General features: G+C 47.5%; 9 protein-coding genes. 2 read left to right on the top strand and 7 right to left on the bottom strand.

From position 1 onward, the window contains the following. Positions 1-206 precede the first annotated feature (206 nt). From ACO08K_RS09830 to ACO08K_RS09810, 5 genes are all read right to left on the bottom strand, one after another. A complete protein-coding gene (locus tag ACO08K_RS09830; protein ID WP_421796223.1) occupies positions 207-7,379 on the bottom strand; it encodes an ice-binding family protein in 7,173 nt (2,390 codons plus the stop codon). 295 nt (positions 7,380-7,674) lie between these two features. Then, positions 7,675-8,475: a hypothetical protein gene (locus tag ACO08K_RS09825; protein WP_421796222.1), complete on the bottom strand. Its 801-nt coding sequence runs from the start codon at positions 8,473-8,475 to the stop codon at positions 7,675-7,677. Between the two features lie 95 nt (positions 8,476-8,570). Continuing rightward, the gene (locus ACO08K_RS09820) at positions 8,571-9,614 is read right to left on the bottom strand and encodes a PorV/PorQ family protein (protein WP_421796221.1); all 1,044 of its coding nucleotides are present in this window, start codon (positions 9,612-9,614) and stop codon (positions 8,571-8,573) included. 99 nt (positions 9,615-9,713) lie between these two features. Further along, positions 9,714-13,724, bottom strand: a complete 4,011-nt coding sequence (locus ACO08K_RS09815; RefSeq protein ID WP_421796220.1) for a hypothetical protein — start codon at positions 13,722-13,724, stop codon at positions 9,714-9,716. Positions 13,725-13,784: 60 nt separating this feature from the next. After that, on the bottom strand, positions 13,785-17,441 hold the full coding sequence (locus ACO08K_RS09810; RefSeq protein ID WP_421796219.1) for a carboxypeptidase regulatory-like domain-containing protein: 3,657 nt from the start codon (positions 17,439-17,441) through the stop codon (positions 13,785-13,787). A 631-nt stretch (positions 17,442-18,072) separates the two neighbouring features. On the opposite strand from ACO08K_RS09810, the gene ACO08K_RS09805 reads away from it, so the two are divergent. Further along, positions 18,073-18,423, top strand: coding sequence for a VanZ family protein (locus ACO08K_RS09805; RefSeq protein WP_421796218.1), 351 nt, complete (start codon positions 18,073-18,075; stop codon positions 18,421-18,423). Between the two features lie 140 nt (positions 18,424-18,563). Then, positions 18,564-20,378, top strand: coding sequence for a tetratricopeptide repeat protein (locus ACO08K_RS09800; RefSeq protein ID WP_421796217.1), 1,815 nt, complete (start codon positions 18,564-18,566; stop codon positions 20,376-20,378). A 91-nt stretch (positions 20,379-20,469) separates the two neighbouring features. On the opposite strand, the gene rpmH is transcribed toward ACO08K_RS09800, so the two are convergent. Then, the gene (rpmH, locus tag ACO08K_RS09795; RefSeq protein WP_320031200.1) at positions 20,470-20,625 is read right to left on the bottom strand and encodes a 50S ribosomal protein L34; all 156 of its coding nucleotides are present in this window, start codon (positions 20,623-20,625) and stop codon (positions 20,470-20,472) included. A gap of 134 nt (positions 20,626-20,759) precedes the next feature. Beyond that, the gene (gene frr, locus ACO08K_RS09790; RefSeq protein ID WP_421796216.1) at positions 20,760-21,326 is read right to left on the bottom strand and encodes a ribosome recycling factor; all 567 of its coding nucleotides are present in this window, start codon (positions 21,324-21,326) and stop codon (positions 20,760-20,762) included. Between the last annotated feature and the right edge of the window lie 84 nt (positions 21,327-21,410).

Genomic DNA, 21,410 nt, shown 5'->3' with positions numbered 1-21,410 from the left:
TTGTAGTTTATTGGAAATGCGCTTGCTTTCCTTGCAAAGAAACACCTTCAATATAAGCTGAACGTTAAGATTGAAGTAGTAAAAGGTTAAAAATAATGCCCATAGTCAAAACACAAAGGACTCGGCATCTGTCTAGAACCAATGAAAAGAGCCGTTTTCCAGGTTATTGGAAACGGCTCTTTTTATTCATCTTTTCTGCTCAAATCTTACTTCAAAAGCACCATCTTCCGCGTAGCTGTAAAATCGTCCACTTCCAGCGTGTAGTACAACACCCCTGTGGCATTTAAATCCGCAGCTTTGAGGATAACCTGGTTAAACCCTTTTGCGTAATCCGCCCGAATGCTCTTGAGCACGCGGCCAGTTACATCACTGATGGTCAAAGTAGCAGCACTTGCTTTTGGCAAATTGAAGCTGATCAGCGTTTCACCATTGAATGGGTTAGGTGTATTCTGCTTCAATTCAAAACCATTGGCCAGGGCTTCGGCTTTGCCAAACTGCAGGGCAACACCCAGTTGCTCGTTGTTTTGGCTGTAAGCTTCAGCAGAAACCACCCGGTTCAGGCTCAAAGTGTTGCTCAATTGAGCATCAGCTTTAGCACGCAATACCAAAGTGAACAAGGCACCTTGTTTAAAGTCTCCATTCCAGGAAGTAGTGATCACCCCTTCGTTTTGGAACACCCCAAAGTTTTCGGCTTTAGCCACACCATAAACGATGTCCAGCAGCTCAACTTTGCTCTTGTCCAGGCTTAGGGCGAACTGATAACCTTGTACACTCTTCAGGTCAGCGGCATTGAATTCAACGCTGTATTCCTGACCAGCTTTCAGCGCAGCCTCAGCAGCCTGAATGTTCAAGGTGCCATTGGTACGTACTTCAGCAGTAGCAGCAGCACTTACGCTTGCACTGGCGTTGACGTCACCCATTTTGATGGCCACAAAGTTGGCCGTTGCATTGGCAGGAATGTCGTTGATGCTCACTACTTCAGGGAAGCTAGCAGACCATGGGTTACTGGCTTGGGGGAAGTTGTAAGCGGCATCGATGAATCTCCAGGAAGTGTTGTTCGCAAAGTGGGTATCAATGTTCAGGATCAACTTGCGCAGGGCAATCAAATCCAGGGTCGAAATCGACTTGGAGTTGTTGACGTCGGCAGCGATCATTTTGTACGGGCTGTTCAAAGCCGTTACACCCAGGATGTGCTTTTGGATCAACACCAGGTCAAAAGTAGATACCCCGTTTAGGTGGTTTTTGTCCAATTGTGGAGCAATGGTAAAGTCACCACCTTTGATCAGGTTGATGAAGGAGTAAGCACCATTGGCAGCAGTCGTTGTATTCTGAGAAGTGGAACCACTCAAGGTAATGCTCGCTCCCTGGAGATTGGCATTGCCTTCGGTAGAGATGGTACCAGCAATGCTTACCGTACCCGTTGCGGAACCAGGACAAACGCTGCGGTTGTCTTGCACTTCCACATAAGTTACACAGAAGTCATCCTTTCCAGCTTCATCCCATGCGTGCAATTCAACGAGGATTACTTTGCCTTTGTCAGCACAAGTCAGGTTGATACCCGTTTGAGTAGAAACTACTGGGCTACCTACGCGGTTGATCGAGTACTTGGTAACCAGTTTCAAACCATCCTTGGTTTCTGGGCCTTGGCCGTTGCAATCGTAAATCTTAGAAGCAACGAAGTCAGAAGCCCATACTGCCATCATACCACCACCAGCACCATCAGGCATCAGTTCAGTGCTCAAGCCGTTGATACAGATTGGTGCTGGACCTTTGCAGTCTTCAACAGTGAATGGAATGCGGGTTGCCACACTCAGGTTACCACACTCATCACGTACCACTACGATTAGGTCGTGCTTGCCTTGTGGCAAGTTAGCAACGTTGATCTCGAACTGGCCGTTGCCCAAATCTTTGGTGCTCCAGCGTGGAGTAGCGTACAGGATCATCTTGCTGGCATCCAAAGTCTGACCAGGAGCAATCATCAGGTACTGCGTTTCCAGGGTCACTTTGTCAGAACAGTTGTCCTTACCAGTGATCACCATTTTCAGGTTGGCCAAACAATCGCCACCCTCGCGGATGCAGAATTTGCCTGGGTCAGCAGTTACAACTGGACGAGTGTCATCGTATACCTTGATGATTTGGGTATAAATGAAGCTATGGTAGAATTCACCTGCTACTGTGCAATATGGTGGAGTGAAGCGGATGTCATCAGCATTGGCATGGATCAAGTCCTTTGAAATGTAGAACTCTTCAACACCATCACGAACGCCACGCTCGCGGTCGCGAACCAAAACATAGATTGGAGCTTTTCCATAGTTGCCAAACACGTCACGAGGAATGATCGAGATGTTGGTTTGGAGCAGTGGGTCACCACAACGGTCGTCGTAAGTACACCAGTTGATTACTGAATAAGTACGGAAGATTTTGTAGCATTCATCGTCGGAAGCGTCGTAACGCTTGTCGCTTACGTTTACAGCCAAGATATCACAAGCCAATTCGTCGGTAATAACGGTATCAATGATTGGCGTTTTGCAATCAGTAGACACATCCTTAGGGAAGCAGATGTTGTACTCATGTACTGGTTTGATGGTGATGCGCTGAGTACAAGAGATCGCGATTGGGCCTTTAACTGTTTGTTTGGTCAAAGTCCAGGTCCGATCGATGTAGCCTGCGCCACATTTCAAGTTCTTTACCGTGGTGTAGGTCGTATCGAGCGATCCACAATCGTTGCCAGTAGTGATTGTTACATCCCCAAAGGCCGCAGCAGCTGCTTTTTTATCATCGATCAAAGCCAGGTTTTTGTCATCACAATCTATGGTGATGGCCCAGGGAGCGATACAAGTTGGCGCTACTTTATCCTCGATCAACAGGTCCATCCAGCAATAATTCGTATTTCCGTAGATGTCGCCTCCCCACAATTCAACAGTTACTCTTTCAGACAAATCACAACAGAAGAACTCCACATAATCCAACAGCGGCGTCATCAATTTTCCACCTTTGAGGATGAATGTTTCGCCAAAATCAGCAATGTCGCCATCGCCATTCAGGTCAAAACCATCAGCTTTGCTTACATCGCCATCCGCGGGCAGCGCATCCAATTTGCCGTTGCCGTTTGTGTCATAACCTTTGGCAATGAAGCTGGCGGCACAAGCGTCAGGAACATTGCGGCGCACTGCTATCCAGGCCAGTTTGCAGTTGTCCCAACTGCCTTCGTCGATGTCCTCAGCGCTCACTTGTGCGTAACCGTTGGTGTAGCCATTGGCGTTGCTTAGGCTTACATGCAAGTCATCGTCACACTTCATGACGGGTGCAATCTTGTCCTTCACTTCAAAAATGAAACAAGTGATAGAGGCATTGTAGCAAGCATCAAAAGCATCGATCACCATCAGGTGTTTGCCCACTGGAAGGCCAATCATCATGCCGTTCATTACAGCATATTCAACTTTATCCCAGCAGATATCGGTTATGTCGCAAGTACCTAGGCGGTAAGCATCATTGTCACCGCGCAGTTCGGCACTTTTTCGCGCATTGTCGCAGAATGGATCTTCCGGCCCTTCGTAAACGAGGATACCTTTTACATAACGATCTTTGGTGTACACACTCACACTGATGTTGCCTAAGGTACAGTTGTCTTTGATGGTTACCCCAAAGGCAGACTTGATGCCCGCAACAGTTACTGGAATGGCTGCAGTACAATCCATTGGGCCAGTAGAAATATCGTAAGGTGCACCATGAGCATATTCAACCGTAGGTGCCGTGAAATCTCCAATTTTGATCAGCACATGGAAAGTATCAACAATACCACCTGCACACCAATCAAACACATAAATCTCCCGATCAATTTTTACACCTTTGCCGCCACAGATGGGGAACTCGGTATCTTTGATTGAGATAGAATAGTTGCACTCAACCTGGTCGATGAACAAACAACGTGGGTTGGCAGAAGTATTGAAGTAGCTGCATATATAAGGTGTTACATCTTCCTTCTTGATCAAACTCTTATCCGGAGTACACGAGTTGTAAGTTACTACCCGATTGTATTTGCCTTCGCCGGGACCATTGAACACAAAATCATCAAGGTCTGGGCGAGTGAAGTGGATTTTTTGCACGTAGGAAGAACTCATGCCGTTGCAATCGGTGGCTACCCACTCGCGAGAGATGGTGGCATAAATGCCTCGGTCTCTAAGCTCTGGATCAGTACAGGCATAGAATACTACTTTGTCACTCCACTTCAGGGTAATGCGGCAGCCACAGTTGTAGCAATTGTCTTTGAAGTAGGCGTAACCTAGGTTTTTGATGTTGTCCGAAACCAAAGCTGGAGGGATCAAACCCAAATTGCAAGCATCACCAGTTCCAGCAACACCTTCAGCGTTGTTGATGGTTTGGCTGCTCGTAGCTGCAGGACGTGGGGAACTGGTAGCACCTACATTACCAATCGTCAGGCGATTGTTCAACACGTAGTTAACATCGTAACAATCCAAAGTAACATCTGCAGGAGCACAGATCAGCGCGGGTGCGGTTTTGTCTTCGGCAGTAATTTTACCCCAACAAGGTTCAAAGCTGAAACATTCGGCGTACTCCGCTTTTAAACGAACCACGTAAGTATAGGTACCCGCACAGTTGATGTAACTGTCGTTGTTGCCGTCGCTGATGAGTACTTCCAATGCCGATAGCAACACCTGGCCATTTTCACATTGTGCAAAGCCATCTAAAACGACATTTGGCGTAACCAGGAACCTACAATTGGCATCCAGACTCACATTGACCTGGCTTACGCAGGCCAAACAAGTCACGAGTACCCTTGGGCGAACAGTAATGGAGATGTAGAAGGGCTCACCAACACAAGCACCCACTACACTGGTAGGTACCACGCGGTAAATGATCGTTTGATTGACGTTGCTGGTATTGGACAAAAAATCAGTGATCACACTGCCCGTCCCAACTGGATTGATGGTTTCTCCACTAACATTTGGGTTATTGTAAGCCACATTTGAGCCGATTGAGGCTACGCTATACCAGGTAAAGGTACTGGCTTGCTGGCAGGCAATGATGTTTTGTAGATTGGTGTTTACCGAGGTACAGTTGTTGATCGTACGTGAACTGTCCTTCCCCACGGGTTTTGCCGCAATGGTAAAAGTTACACTTCGGCGCGTGGTATCCTCACAACCATTGGCATCTACCACTCGATCTAAAGTAATGGTGTAGGTGCCCGGATTGGCCCCCGTATAGGTTAATACGACTGTACTGTCTGCTTCGTTCAAAGTAACGAAGGTACCACCTACCGCTCTGGGAAGACAATCTGGGCCAAGGCTGGTGATGATATCACTGTAATAGAAATCGTAAGGTGCTGCAAGGCCGGAAGCGCTCAACACCACCTGGATCACCGAACCATCATCCTCGCAGGACAGGGCAGGACCTTGTAGTGCGATGGCACCAAGGGGTGGAGCTGTAACCAGAATACAAAGGGGTTCACTGATGTCATAACATTGCCCTTCTAGGCAGGCGGCAATGACTTCCGCAAGACTCAAGCCAGCAACATTGCCACAGCCACCGTTTAATCCGGCATAGGCTATGGTATAAACGCAGTACTCACCGGGAGCAGCAGTGCTCAAGTAATCCTCTAATTGCGACAAAGTACTAAATGAGGCGGTTACCAGGCCATTCGTGAAAACAAAATAAGTTAGGGTTCCCGTAGTTCCAATGGAATCAATGGCTACACTTCCCCCCGCGCAGATGGAGTCTACATCCGAAATGAGTGATCCGGCATCTACGTCATTTGCGGTGATTACCACACAATTGCTGGTGTCGCTACAAACAAATGCTCCGCCATCTCCATCATCAATGCTCGAAGAAACAATCACACGGTAGTACGTTGTAACACTGACTGTTCCGCCAGGATTAAAAGAAGGGGAATTGGAATTAGCTACGCTGTTCCAAGGGCCTGAGCAACCTATGGTATTAAACTGCCAAACATAGCTCAATAAACCGCTGCCGCTTGCTGCAGTAGTTGCTGTCAAGGTTGGAGAAGGAGCACCTACACAAAGGTTCTGGCTGGTACCAATCTCTCCGGCATCAACATTATTCACGCTGACGATAATGTGATTGGAAACCACATTGCCACAGCCATTGGAATTGGTGACAAAATAGTCGCCACTGGTTTTGACCGTAATGGATGACGTAGTTGCACCTGTACTCCAGGTTCCACCCACATTTCCGGAGAGCACCACACTATCACCTGCGCAAAGTAAATTTGGCCCACTTATGGTAATGATGGATGCAATAGGCTGGCTTTGGTCAATGCTTACCAGGATGTGATTGGAAACCGTGTCCCCACAAGCATTGACATTGGTCACAAAATAATCGCCAGCGGTAGTTACAATAATCGATGGCGTGATGGCACCCGTACTCCAGGTTCCGCCAACATTGCCGCTGAGTACTACATTACCTCCTTCACAAAATGACGTGGGGCCATTTGCGGAAATAAGCGAAGGTATGGGCAGTGGATTGACCGTTACAATGATGTGATTAGAGCTTACCGTATCACAAGGGGCTTCATTGGTGACAAAATAGTCGCCACTTGTTTTTACGATGATGCTAGGCGTGGTTGCACCCGTACTCCAGGTTCCACCCACGTTACCGGAAAGTGTTACACTATCACCTTCACAAAATGAGGTAGGCCCACTTGCCACAATAGTTGAGGCAATAGGTAAGGCTCCAGTTACGGTATTCGCCGATAAATTGATCGCACCAGAACGAGAAAGTCCCCGGCCGATCAGGGTTGCATTATTCAACAAATGAATGGCGCCATTCGCCAATATGGTGCCCTGGAAAAGAGAATTTTCACCTAAAGTTACCTGGCCATTTACCTGGAAATAGACATTGCACAAAGAGGCTGAATTCGTTAAAATGATTCGGGAACCAATTGAAGTAGCCAAAGCGCCATCTATTTTAAATATAAACAAGGAATTGGGATCGCCTTGTCCATCCAGAATTAGGTCGCCACTGATGGTTGAAGCGGCGCCAATGCAATAAACATTTGGAGGGAGAATTTGTCCTCCTCCCATGGTTGTTCCAATGACGCTGTCACAAGTTATCGGGCTGATGCTGCCGTAAGCAAGATCCACATCCATTGCTGCTTGTGCTGAAACGGCGTCTGCAACATGGCTGCTTCCGATGAGTACTGCCGCTCCCAAATTGAAAGCACCTACATTGGTACCGATGTCTCCCGTGATCGCGGATACTCCGCTGTTGTTGAATGCCCCGACGGCGGTAAACAGGGTAAAGCTGGAGGTTGAGCCTAGATTGGGAGCTTGACTGTACCCTAGAAGGGGTATTAAAAGCAAAACGATGGCTTTTAATCCATTGTGTAGTAGTGTTTTCAAGTTATGATCGATTACAGCGTGAGTAAATACCTCCAAAGGTGAGTACTCCGGCACAAAAAAAGTTACACAATTCCGGCGAGAAATTACATAATTCCGCTTTTTTCCAAATTATCCCAGCTGGCAGGCAATAAAAAGTACATTGAGTACAAATCAGGCAAAATCTGGGGCAGGCTTTTGGTGAATGACTAGGATGAAGTGAAATTGGACTTTTTGAACAAAAAAAGGAGCTCATTGCGGTGTTTCCACAATGAGCTCCCTTTTTTATAGGCAAATTGACCTGTTTGAACAAATCGGACTACTGCGGTTGAAAAACCTTCTGCTTAAACCCAAAAGAAAATACGCTTTGCTCCACAGGCAGCATCAATAAAAAGTCCTTCAAAGTATCTTGCCTGCGAAACAGCACTTTACCTCTCGCTTTCTCACCCGGAGCCAGAGTAGTTTTGCGCAGGGTATAATCCATCCAAAAGCCACGATCCCCGGTGGTGGGCCGATTGGGCTCGAAGTTGTCGATGTTTTGCTGAGCAATGGATTGATCCGCTGAAGCAGAGTTGATAACCAGGGGAACCGAAAGGAGAAAATTGGTATTGTCCTGATTGTTGTTGCGGTTCTCGTTGTTGTTGTTATTGTTATTCGAGTTGTTGTCCTTGGCGTCTTTGATTTCGGAAACGACCACCGCGGTTACTGCTGCTGCCGCTACAACTCCGGCGAATACCGCCGCATTTTTCGCATTGGCCTCTCGCACATTCTCCTGCACTTCCATCGAAAACAACTGCTTTTCCGGATCAAGGGCAAAATAGCGGGCGCCAGTGGCTGTGGTGATGTAAAACTGCTCGGGTGCAACCAATTGATCCCTTTGACTCAGGTTGGTTACATCCACATTGAAAACCAAAAATTCTTTTTCAGCGTGGTCAAAAGCCGCGCGGCCAAAGAGGCTATCCACACTTTTTTCCACAATGGCCTGCCCGTAATCCCAGCGGATTTTTTGATCGGCGGCTGGCTCCATACGGACAACGGCCTGCGGCACGGCGCAAGAGCTAAAGCTGATGGCCAAAACGAACAAGTAAAAAAGGCCGGAGAGGTAATTTTTCAAGTACATAAGGTCGGGTTTTTATACCTGAAAGTTACAGTAGTCCGGGCTAAACGTCAAATCTGCCTGCGTTAAACTGGTGTTAAAAGCTGGGCTTCAATACACTAAATCCCGATGCGTACCGAAATATTATGTGTTCCACTCCATACTTTAGAAGCACGGTAAGCGTAATCCACGCTGATTTTGGTGTTTTTTTCCACCTTACTCAGTGGGAAAGTCACTGAACCACCAGCACTCAAGCCAGTATAAATTTGCGCCTGAATCGGGTCATTTGAACCCAAATCAGTTTTGTAGCCTCCCCGCAAAACAAAACGTTCGTCGAAGGCATATTCTGCACCAGCACCCAGGTTATCTCTGGAAAAGGAATTGGAAGTAAAGTTGCCCAAAACTGTAAAGCGGTGTTTTTCCAAAAAGCGGAAATCGTAAGAAGCACCAATGTTCAAGAGCGAAGGCAATTCAAAACGAGCGCCGCGCTGATCCACGGTTACATCATAGGAACCTCCATTGGGGCTGGGCCGCTGGATCGATAGGGCTTCGCCGCGATAGGTCATTGGCGAGCCAACATTGCGGAGGCTGATGCCAAATTTAAAATTATCTTGCTCACCTGTCACGTATTGTACTCCGGCGTCGATGCCAAAGCCAAAAGCGGATACATTGGCCAGGGACTCGGATACAACCCGGAGCAATAAACCTACCGAAACCTTGTTTTCAAACTCGTGGGCGTAAGCAAAACCCAGGTTGAAAAAACTGGGTGAATAGGTTCCACCAGTGCCCTCAGGCTGATTGGCAGTCGTCACTTCAATGTCTCCAAAATCCACGGCCATCAAACTGAGGCCCATCACGCTGCTTTTACCAATCTTGGCGCTTACCGCTGCCGAACTCAGGTTGATGCCTGTTCCTTGCAGGTATTGGGTACTGCCAAAACCAAAATCCAGTTTGTTGATGCGCACCAGACCGGCCACATTGAGGTTCATTGACTCCACCCCGCGCACCAACGAGGTGCTCATGCTGTGCAATCCTGCCGTACGTGCCCAGGGGTCCATCAACAACTCGTAGGCACCCGCTTCGCCCTGGCGATCGGGGTTGCCTGCCTGGATAGCGCCTAAGCTTAACAATAGGAAGAGGAGGGAAAAGTATATTTTTTGCATAAAAAGCCTTTTTTTGGAGTGATGAGTTAGGAGTGATAAGTGATGAATTCGATTGTGCAAACCGCAATTCATCACTCATCACTTATCATTCATCGTTAATTAAAGTCCTGAAGGATCAAATTTCCGATTGACCCCGAACCACTTAATCGTTCGTTGCCCCAGTTCACCTGCGTCCACATGGATCAGGTACACCCCGCTAGATACTGGGATACCCTTGTTGTTCTTTAGGTCCCATTCCAAATCGGGCGTAATCTGTTTCTGCAAGATGGCCCGGTTGTTGCCTCGCGGCGTTTGGCCGATCTCATCGCGGCGGTATTGTCGGATGAATTTGCCATCCAGCGAGTAAATCGTAATGATACACTTGGCTGGCAAATTGGTGACCTTCACTGTAGTCGTAAACTGTGACACCTCATAATCAGAGAATCCGTAGTAGGGGTTGGGCGACACCTTGATCAGGGCCATGGCACTATCCACCCCACGGGTACTGAGCGTTTCGGCCTGTTTGCCATCCAAACGGAAACGGTAAACCGGATAACCACTTTCTTTTAGCCCACTTACACCCGTGCGACGGTCTACCTGGTAAGGATTGGTTACCCGCAGTTTTACCACCACATCATCCGGGATCAAGCCATCTTTGTAGGATTTGAAGGTGGCACCAGGACGAGGCAAAATCAGACCACTCCAGGTAATATCCTTCAATACCCGTCCTTTGTTGACCGGGCTGTTGTTTGGCCGCAATTGACGGCTCAAGACTTTACAGCTGTCGTAAACGGTCTTGGTGACATAAACAAAGTGTTGACCACCAGCAAAGTATGGCCCCAGGTTGCCATTGGCTGAATTACCCAGGGTAATCAAACTATTGGGGTTGAACATCATGTCGCGGCCAACATTGAGCAAAGGATCATTCGTGCCCCCATAAACGGAGTTTTCACCAAAGAAAACGTTGAGGCGTTGACCGGTTTCCACATCAATGGCGTAGCCAGGGAACCAGCCAAAGCCTATCCTGGACAGGGTAGGATCAGGGTTGGTTTCTACATCGGGCAAACCATCGTTGTTGCTATCTTCCTTCGTCACGTTGGCCGATCCACGCAAGTCGAAATGGCGGCGGATGGCCGTTTCTCCCGGAGCGGTTTGGGTCGCATATCCTTGTAGCGGATAAAAGCGGTTGGCCGATTCAACGACGATACAACGGCTCCATAAAGCCTTATTCGAAGTAAAGACAATATCGACGTTATTGACATCAGCCAGCTTGGCCTGGGTACGCAGGAAGGCAGCACCCGACAAGTCCGTCCAGGCGGGAGTGATGTACGGCGTATTTTGTTCATCCTTGTTGCGGAAATCAGCCAGGATGAAAGGTACAAAGTAACCGGGACCGATTTGGCTCAAGGCTTTTTTAGGATCCTGGATTTGGTCGGGTTCGGCGTCGCCAGTGGCCATAAAGTTGAAGACCTTGGTGTCAAAATCCGTTTGCCCGGCAACGTATTCATCCTTGATGCCGAATACCCAGGGGATTGCCCCGCTACGCAGGTATTCTTCTTCGTAGCCAATGCGGCCGTTTCGATCATCTTTATCGACTCCGGGATCGTTGACTTGACCCACTGAAATGGAGAAGCCAAACTCCTTGATGATTTGTTCGTTGAGGTCATCGATCGATTTTTCGGAACGAATTACCGGGCTGTTGGTATTGCTCAAATTGCGCAACTCCCAACGAACAGGTGGGTCAAAACGATCGTTGCTCATGTTGGCATCAACGATGCGCAACTCAAACTCGCCATCCTGTACATCCAGTGGGTTGAAAATTTTGACCCCAATTGGTCCCCGCCCCGCCCGATAGGTGATTTCCGGCTTTTGAGCGAAAGTACCCTGGATGATGGAGTTACGCGTTTCGGTATTCATGTCCAGGAAATTGTCCCCGGTACCTGCTCCGGCCAAACGAGTGATGACCGCACCATCGCCGTATTTGGCATTGAGGCTGCGATCAGTAATTGGCCGCGGAATGACGGTATAAAATGGATTGAAGCCATCGCCGATGTTTCTGCGACCTTCAAGATATGGCCGTCTTTGTCCCAAAACTGCTTTAGGGTCAAAGGGTCGGTAGTTATTGTACGCGTAGGCTATGGCTACGAAGTAGTATTTTTTATGATTGACCAAACGCCGGTCTCCCGAAGCAAACTGATCCTCCGAAATGCGGAAAGTATGTTGAATGCCATTGTTGGCACCTTCCACGCGCAATTCGGGGATGTAATAATCAGCACCAGTAGGATTGTCCACCGATCGCCAGTTGAACACTCGCCCTACTGCATTTTTCACGTCAACCTGATAAATCAAACGTGCTTTGTCAGGATTGTCGAGGTCGGCTACCGTTACACTGGAATTTGACAATTGGAAGAGTTTGTAACCTTCGAACTTGAACAAACTATCCGCTACACCAGCAGGAATTTGCAAACCGCGTTGGGCGTAGGCTTCTCTGGCGTTATTGGAGGTAATGGTGTCATTCGTGAAAACCGCGATGATTTCTTTGTCCATTTCGAGGAAGTCCACATCGGGAGCATCCGGGCCATCTGTCAATTCAAAACAGTTGTCAAACAAGGCCTGGGCTATATCGTCGGCTTCCAGCAATTTGGAAATGTCAGGACAAGGATATTGCTGATCAGCTACCCATACTGCACCGATGATCAACTCGTTCAGGGCACCTGGATCCAGGCGGAAAGGCCCGGAAGCCTGAATGGTACGCCGGTCACCAAATGGCAGGTCTGCAGAACACATGGTCCAACCGCGGGTATTGTTGGGCGTATCGGTAAAGGCATAACGGATGGCGGCACCATCCTGATAGGCATCGTCGCCAAAGGTAAAGGGAGTGCCATCTCGCCAGGAACCAGACAAATAATTGTAGTATTCCTGCGCATTCGCTGGGTCGGTGGTTCCTGGGATCGGGCTACCTACCTGTCGGTTGTTGTAGTAGGTGAAAGAGGACATCCCAATTTCTTCCCCGTTTTCGTCCAGCGGCCCACGGAAGTAATCGATACCTAAAAGTGGGATTTCATCACAATAGGTATTCACTGCCCCGTCGCAAGTACATCCAGTAGTTCCATCCAGTGCGTCTTCGTTGTAAATGAAAGCCAAACTGCGGCTGGTATCACACCCTACATAGTCGTCGGTAAAACAACCCAGGTCGGGGTCTACCCACATGGCAAAATAAGTTGAATCGATGCTTTCCACTGCGCGGTTGATCAATTTGTAACGTTGGAAAGTCATGTCGTTGATCTCGTCGTTGGTGGCATAGGAGAAAGCTTGTACCTGCACCTCCATCTGGATCGGATCACCCTGTGATTCAGCGTGAATGTTACCCGCATCGTTGTAAATCCAGAAGATCATTTCATCGGGAAACTGCGGTTTGTCCAAACAGCCCCGCACTTCTATCACTGGAAAGTCACCCAGCTCCGGGTTATAGTTGCCATCGCCATCCTGATCCCAAAAACCAGCCAAACCCTGGCGGGTAGAAGGCAGCGAAAAGCCATGGATTTCTTCAAAATAATCATTGCCTGAAGCGGGCCAACCCTTGATGTCTCGGGGAATTTTGTTCGGATCATAGGATTTTCCGGCCCGGACGGCTGCATTCCAGTTGCGCAAGTGCTCTCGAATACTTTCTCCTTTGACCACAAAAAACTTATCCCAACGGGAACAAGTTTCTTTATCTGTTTTACCTGTTGAATTCAGCGGACCAGGGAAAAAATCGAATTGGCGTTCGGCGCGTCCGTAAGTCTGGGCGGCCAGTTTGAGGTTACCCGCTGGGTCAACTCCACCCAACCATACCGCACCTGCAAAAATGGAAGACACTTCCGGCAAGCCGGGGGCTACTTTGGGCACTACATAACGCCCGTCAGTACTGTTCCACCATACGTCACCGCCAGTTGTGAGTCGGGCCCGAACGTTGTTAATGGCCTGGTCAATCTGGGCAACGGCATTGTTGCAATCCTCCAGGTAGCGCAGTTCCGGTTTATTCGGAGCAGGCCGTTTGGGATTGTTTTTCCCGGTATGATAGGCCAGCGCCGAAGTATGGAGCAAGGCTAACCCACCTAGAAGCAACAGCCAGGATTTCAAATATCGCATATATAATAAGTGTTTACTAGTCAAAATGTTGAGTTTGATTTTTACAAATGGGGCTATTTTTTAAAAATTGTAAATGGCACCAATGTAAATTCGCCGTGGCAAAGAATAAAGCGCAGGATTGATAAGGGCCCACTGATAAGAAGCCAAATAGGCTTCCACTTCACGTACGGAGTTCTGGATATTGCGCAATTTGTCCTGACCATTGGCCGAAGCGAGGAAGCCATCGTCTGTTGGAGAACCCGTTGCGGAATAGACATTGAGTACGTTTTGGCGATTCAGCAAGTTGGATACCCGGCAATAGATATTCAAACCAGCACCTTTGCTGAAGTTGATGGTTTTGTCAATACGGGCATTTATCGTGAAAGTCCAGGGTTTGCGTGCACCATTGATCGAACCAATGGTTTGGGTGCCCCCTAATTCCAAAGGCGTCCGGTCTGCGGTATATGGGCGGCCAGAAACGGAAACGGCCTGTACATTCAAACCAGCATCTTCCAAAAACTTGGGAATGGCCTGTCCTTTGAAAAAGCGATAGTCAAAATTGAGGTTGATGCGGTGGCGTTCGTCGTAATTGAGGGGGAACAAGGTCCGCAGGTTACCCCGGCTGGTCAAACCACGTTGCGAGTTGGCGTCAGAACCCGTACCATCCGCAAATTGCAGGGTGTAGTTGGCATTAAGGGTGGCATTGCCTGTACGGCGCAGTTCGTATTCGAAGCTAAAACCTTTGACAGTACCAAAATCCAGGTTGTCGTAGGTGGTGTATTGAGTGATGATAGGTACCGGGAAGAAGGTACGCAATTGAATCCAGTTACGGATTTCCTTGTAGTAAGCCGAAACTTTCAATTTGGACGTTTCAGTCAAACGTTGTTGAAAGCCCACCTCGTAATCGATGGTTTGTTCAGGTTTGAGGTTGGGGTTGTTTTTGGTCGCTCCCGGATTGTCGGTAAAGTAGAAATAATCCACGGCAGTAGCCAAGGTATTGGTCGCAGGCCGTTGCACCAGAATGTCGTAGTGGGCGAAGAAGTTGGCATCTTCCGAAATGGGGAAAGAGAACGCCAAACGCGGCATGATGTTGATCTGTACCTTATAGTCTTCGAACGAGGCATCCGGATTGAAGTCCCGGGACTTGATGTAGTTGGAAACCTTAGAGGCATTTTCATCCCTGTACTTGGGGAAAACCAAACCACCCGAGAAAATTTCAATTGGACTGTTCACTGGTGAACCATTGGGGCGGTACCACTGGTCGCCATCCCGATAAGCCTCTACATTGGTACCCGCATCATTGAGGTACACTTTATAATCGTCACCAATATTGCCAGGGCGGGTACCACCAAACTGATCGTGATAGTCACTTGCCCCCATGATTTCATACAAGGAGTAAGGGTCTTTCAAAACCTTGGTATTGGCGTCATAACGATCCACCCGCAAACCCAGGCGGAAGATGATGTCGCGGAAGGTAAATTTGTCCTGGATGTAAAAAGCTGAATAAATGGGGCGGTTGGGAGCCACCGGGAAGGTGCGCACGCCATCGGCATCCGTAGCGGTGAAAAAATCGTTGAAAGTCCCATCAAAAGGTTTGCCTAAATAGTCATAGCCATAATACCGAATGATGCCCTGATCATTCAATTCTTTGGCCGAAAACATGCTTAGGCTCAACTCGCTGGGGTCCATACCATCTACATTGACATACTCCGTCAGCGGGATGTTGTTTTTGGCGCGGATGGAACGGTAAAACTTGTTGTCCTCGTTTTGGGCAATCGACAATTGGCGCAGATTTAGTGTAACGGGTTGACCATTAACGGTATCGGTAATGGTGCCAATGTTTTCTGCGCCTTCCACGATCCCGAGAATGTGGTTGTTTGCTTGCTGACGGGCAATGTTCCACAGGGTTTGTGGGGCTACCACATAGCCCCGGTCGGTCCGTTGCTCGTAAATGAACCCGATTTGAATGTTGTGGCGACCCTGATCAGAGTTGCCAGGCACGAGGTCAAAGTTGGTACGTCCGTGGAAGGTATACAAATCACCATCGCTAAAGCTGGCCTGGTTGTACACCGAACCAACATTGCTGTGGAAACCCCAGGAGCCAGTGTACACGTCAGAAATCAAACCATTGGGGGCCACAAAATTGCCGAGTGCAAGTACGGAACCTGCATCCTGAACTCCCGGGATAAAGATCCGGCCAATCTGGGCATTGATGGTTTCATTCGGATTCAGGCCCATCACGTTGTTGTAATTGGCCAAAACTGGATTGGAAGTTCCCGGAGTGTAATTGCGCAATACCTGGCGGTAGTCCGTGTGTTGCAATACGTTGGTCTGGGTGACCCGATCGAATACAAAATTAAAGGTAGGCACCCACTCGATGTCGAACTTGCCTACATGGCCGTATTCGAAATAATTTTGGCCATGGCGTGCATCCGCTACGTCACCTTTGGTCTTTTCATACCCAAACTGCAAAGTATAGGACGCATTTTGGATTAAAGATTTATTGCTGCCACTGTTTTGCCCGGGTGTGTTTGCGGTTGCACCCAGTCGATGCCGAAAACGCATTACACCCCGGTAGGTTGTGGTATTGTTGAAAGGGTTATTGTGGCTATTGAGCAAACGCCAGCCCCCTGGTGTAAACTGGTCTTCTTCATCCGCATACGAACCACTGAAAGAAACATCAATGGCTTTGTTCAATCGAAAATCGAGTTTTCCGGTTATGTCCGCTCTCTTATACCGTTCATTCGGACGGGTTTGCAAGGCATTCACATCGTTGGACTTCAAAAAGTCGGCATTAACCAGTTGTGAGCCCTGGATATTGATGATGGGGTTGGCTTCCAGTTCCAGCAATTTCTCAGGTTTAACTTGAAATAGCGAAACGGCGGAAGGGTTATCGTCCAACTGGTCGGTATAACGCCCCGAAATACGGTAGCCCAGAACTGAATGGCCCTGTTTGTTTTTGAGGATTGGACCACTCAGGTTGATGCCAGCCAGCGTGTTGCTGAAGTTGTCCAAAAACTTGGAACTCTCTATCTCGGCACCACCCGTAAATTCGCTGGCCGGCCCCTTGGTCGTGATGGAGATGATCCCCCCCGTCACGTCGCCATATTGGGCTTCCATCCCCCCGGTGATCACCTGCAATTGTTCAATTTCCGTTTCTGGAATGAGGTTGCCACGCACCCGGATGCCGTCAATAATGTAATCCGTATTGGTAGGGCGAGAGCCCCTTACCGTAATCGCTCTACCTTCATCTGAAGACGCTAAACCCGCAGTAGTAGCAGCGATGGCATTGATATTGCGAATAGGCAGGTTACGAATTTGGTCACTGGTAATAACCCCACCGGAAGTGGTATTGTCCTGCTCGATGAGTGGGACGCGGTATTGGGTGATATTGACCACATCCAATACAATTCCACCCTGGGATTCCAGTTCAATTTCTACCTTATTGGCTTTACCGGCCAATACCTTAATATTGGTGACCCGGCTTTGTTTGTAGCCTAGATAGGAAACTTCTACATCATAAGTGCCAGGATCAATATCGGGAAAGTTAAAGTTCCCTTTGTCATCGGTATCTGCTCCGGTAAGTTGCACCCCATTCTTATATAGCGCAACGGAGCCAAAGATGATCGGTTCTTTGTTTTCTTTATCTAAAACTTTACCATTTAAGGAAGTTTGGGCGAAAGAAAACGCCAGGATACCGAAAAACAATAAACAACACAGGAGTAATCTTTGCATCATATGCCGGATGTTTTCTAAATCAATTTAGACTGGCGATAAAGTTAAGACTTTATTAAAAAGTACAGGTGTTAATCAACGACAAATCCGGATTTTCCATGCCTGCTTTTAGCGTTTATAGCAACAATTCTGCATTTTGTCGATAATTGCGGTTTTGAAGAAAAAAAAAATTCAACTTGCATGCAACTTTTATGATGCTTTATCGTCTTTAACAATACAATCATCCGGCTGACTTGCCTGAGAGTTTATCTACACCAAACGAATTAAACGTACCAAAGTATTCTAACTTGGGCGTTATTGGTTGAGGTAAACTTTAAAACCGACCAAATAATTTCCAAACGTTTACCACCGTAAACACTGCCTTTTAGTGTGTGTTCGAGTCAGCAAAAAAAAAGAATGGATTGTCAAGAGCAATCTCAACAACCCATTCTTGGACATTACAAACAAGAATTTAAGAAAGTTTTTTCATACTAATCCGTATTGGCATGCCACGCACACTTTGCGTGGCATCTTTTTTTGTTAATCAAATGTAAAAAAAGTTTCGGTTCCTGAAATTTTTCAGCCAAAAAAAAAAGGTTTTGTGATCTTCAACCCGTGGATAAGTTCTACTTTGAAGGGATAAAAATTGTGATAAATGCTTAAATATTTGCTACCTGCGCTTTTTTGGGCGCTGATTATCCTATTCCTTTCTGCTCATCCCCAAATGGGGATTTCTAAGCCCTCATGGTTCCTTCAACCCGATAAATTTGCCCATGCCGGAGCCTATGCCCTGTTAAGTTTCTTGTTACAATATGGGTTCAAACAAGCTTATGTTCCGGTCATTTTAGGTACAATTTATGGCATCAGTATTGAATTTTTGCAACAAGCCTTTTTTTATGGCAGGCAATTGGATGTGTTTGATATGTTGGCCAATTTGGTTGGGTGTTTGATCGGGGTCTGTGTTTTTCCCTTGGTTTCACATCTTTTGCCTTTTTTGCGCAAATAATTTGGTCGCTTTTCAACACATCGACATTCGCTACTGTTTTTAATCAATCAAACGTTTATCTTTAGTGCAGGTTTAATGTTTTTGTTCAAAAACTAAAACCAGCCCTTAGTGCTTTACTCAACCAATTTCAAGTGGTACCCATGAGAAGAATGTGCTTATTTGTAGCAGCACTGCTGCTGAGTGCAGTATGGTCCTTTGCCCAGGATGCCAAATTGGCGCAGCAATACCTGGCCGATGGAGAATTTGAAAAAGCGGTGATTCTTTTTGAAAAATTGTACGCCCAGGACAATGACAATGAGTATTATTTTGACCGCTACGTCGAATGTTTGATGGAATTGCAACGCTACGAAGAACTCGAACGTAGCTTGCTCAAACAGATTCGTAAACGCCCCAACGACAGCCGCTTGTACGTCAACTATGGGCGGATGTACGAACAACAGGGCAAAGAAGAAGAAGCCAAGAAACAATACCGCAAAGCCATTGACCAGTTGCCTAAAGATCGTTACGCGGTGAGCAAACTAGCCAATGCCTTTAGTTCGGCCAATAAATACGACCTGGCCGTCGAAACCTACGAGAAAGGGGCGACGATGCTCAACGACCGGCAGTTTTTTTCCTACAACCTGGCCGACCTGTACCGCCGCAAAGGAGATGTAGGTAAAATGATTGAGCAATACCTCAACAGTCTGGATGCTTTTCCAGAGCGGGTCGACAACATCAAGAGCATCTTTCAGCGCTACCTCTCCGCGGATGACATGAATGTGTTGCAGCAACAACTCTACGACCGCATTCAAAACGCCAGCAACGCAGGCTCAGTGCAATACATCGACATGTTGGCCTGGGCCTTTTTGCAGAAAAAGGATTACAAAAATGCGCTCCGTCAAGTGCGGGCGCTAGACAAACAGCAAAAAGGTGATGGCTTGCGGGTATATCAATTGGCCCAAATCGCAGCCAATGACAAAGACTACGACGTAGCCATTGAAGCTTACCAATATGTGATTGATAAAGGAGCGGGAACCCCGTTTTTTGTGGATTCCAAACAGGAATTCCTGCGTTGCCGCCGCAATAAACTGGTGGAAGGTTACAATTACAGCCGGGAAGAATTGCTGGAGCTGGAAAAACAATACGAAACTTTTATCAGTGACTATGGTAAGTCCAGAGGTACTGCCGCGCTGATCACTGAGTTAGCCGACCTGGAGGCCCTTTACCTGAATAACCTGGATAAATCCATCAGCCTTTTATCTGAGCTGATCACCCTGCCGGGTATTTCTGCTGGGATGTTGGGCCAGGCTAAACTCAACCTGGGGGATTATTACCTGATGAAAACGGAAGTTTGGGAATCCACCTTATTGTATTCCCAGGTAGACAAAGCATATAAAGATGACGTTTTGGGTCACGAAGCCCGTTTCCGCAATGCCCGTCTGGCCTATTACTCCGGTGATTTTGAATGGGCGCAGGCTCAGTTTGAAATCCTGAAAGCATCTACGGCCAAACTCATTGCCAATGACGCGCTGGACATGTCGGTCTTCATTGCGGACAACCTCAACCTGGATACCACGGCCAAAGCCTTACAGTTTTACGCCGAAGCGGACATGTTGATTTTCCAAAACCGCTTCACCGAAGCATTTGGAAAGCTGGATTCCCTGCTTAAAGAATATCCCAACCATTCTTTGGAGGATGATGTATGGTACCTTAAAGCCAAAGTATACACTAAAAAGCGGGATTACGTGCAGGCTGGCAAGATGTACGAATTGATTATCCAAAATTACCCTGATGAAATCCGGGCGGATAATGCGTTGTTTGCCTTGGCGGAATTGTATGAAAATGCGAATCAACTGAACAACAAAGACCGAGCGTCCATTTTGTACGAGCAACTGTTCATTGATTATTCTGGAAGCACCTTTGCGGTGGAAGCTAGAAAGCGGTATCGCTTGCTGAGAGGAGATAAAATACAATAAGAGAGGAGAGATGAAAGATGAGAGATGAGAGAGAATCACGCGTTAACGCTGGTCTCTCTTCTTTCATCTTTTATCTATCATCTTTCATCTCTTACTTCAGACGCTTTTCGTCAGAAACCGTCAGCTTGTGACGACCTTTGGCACGGCGTGCTGCCAATACCCTGCGGCCGTTCTTTGAGCTCATGCGAGCACGGAAGCCGTGCTTGTTGGCACGCTTGCGACGGGATGGTTGATAAGTCCTTTTCATTGTATATTGCTTTTATTGCGCACAGGCTCTTTTAAAAAGTGGGGCAAATGTAAGGGTATCTTCGGAAACCACCAAATCTTTGGTGTAAATAAATCCAGGTGGGCAACCACGCAGGGTTGCCCCTCCGAATCCCCTTATATCGTCATAATGTCCTTCTCCTTGTGCTTGACCATTTCATCTACATTGGCAATGAATTTTTTGGAGAGATTGTCTACATCATCTTCCAGTTTCTTACCGATGTCTTCTGAAAAGCCATTTTTTACCGCTTTTTTGATTTCTTCAATCGCATCGCGGCGGCCACCACGGATACCCACTTTGGATTCTTCACCCAGGTGTGCACAACGTTTGACCAAATCCCGGCGGCGCTCTTCGGTGAGTGGTGGAATAGACAAGCGTACCACGACCCCATCGTTCATGGGGGTTACGCCCAAATTGGCTTCAAAAATGGATTTTTCAATTTGGGCCAACATGGATTTCTCCCAGGGCTGGATCACAATGGTGCGTGAATCCGAAGTAGCTACGTTGGCTACTTGATTCATCGGGGTAGGTGAACCATAATAGTTGACCATCAAACCCGAGAGCATCGCCGGATTGGCTTTGCCCGTGGTGATTTTTGACAATTCGATTCTAAGGTGCTCCAGAGCTTTGTCCATTTGCTCCTCTGCATCCTCCATAATTAGGTCTATTTCCTCCTGCGTCATACGAGTATTTTTATTGCGCCTGCAAAAATCAGGAAAATTTGGGAAAAAGTAAAGCCAGAAAAAGAAATGAAAATTCATTCCTTT

This window comes from Haliscomenobacter sp., from assembly GCF_965225875.1.
Taxonomy (GTDB): domain Bacteria; phylum Bacteroidota; class Bacteroidia; order Chitinophagales; family Saprospiraceae; genus Haliscomenobacter.
Note: the sequence above shows the minus strand (reverse complement) of the source record. Positions and strands in the feature narration are given on the sequence as shown.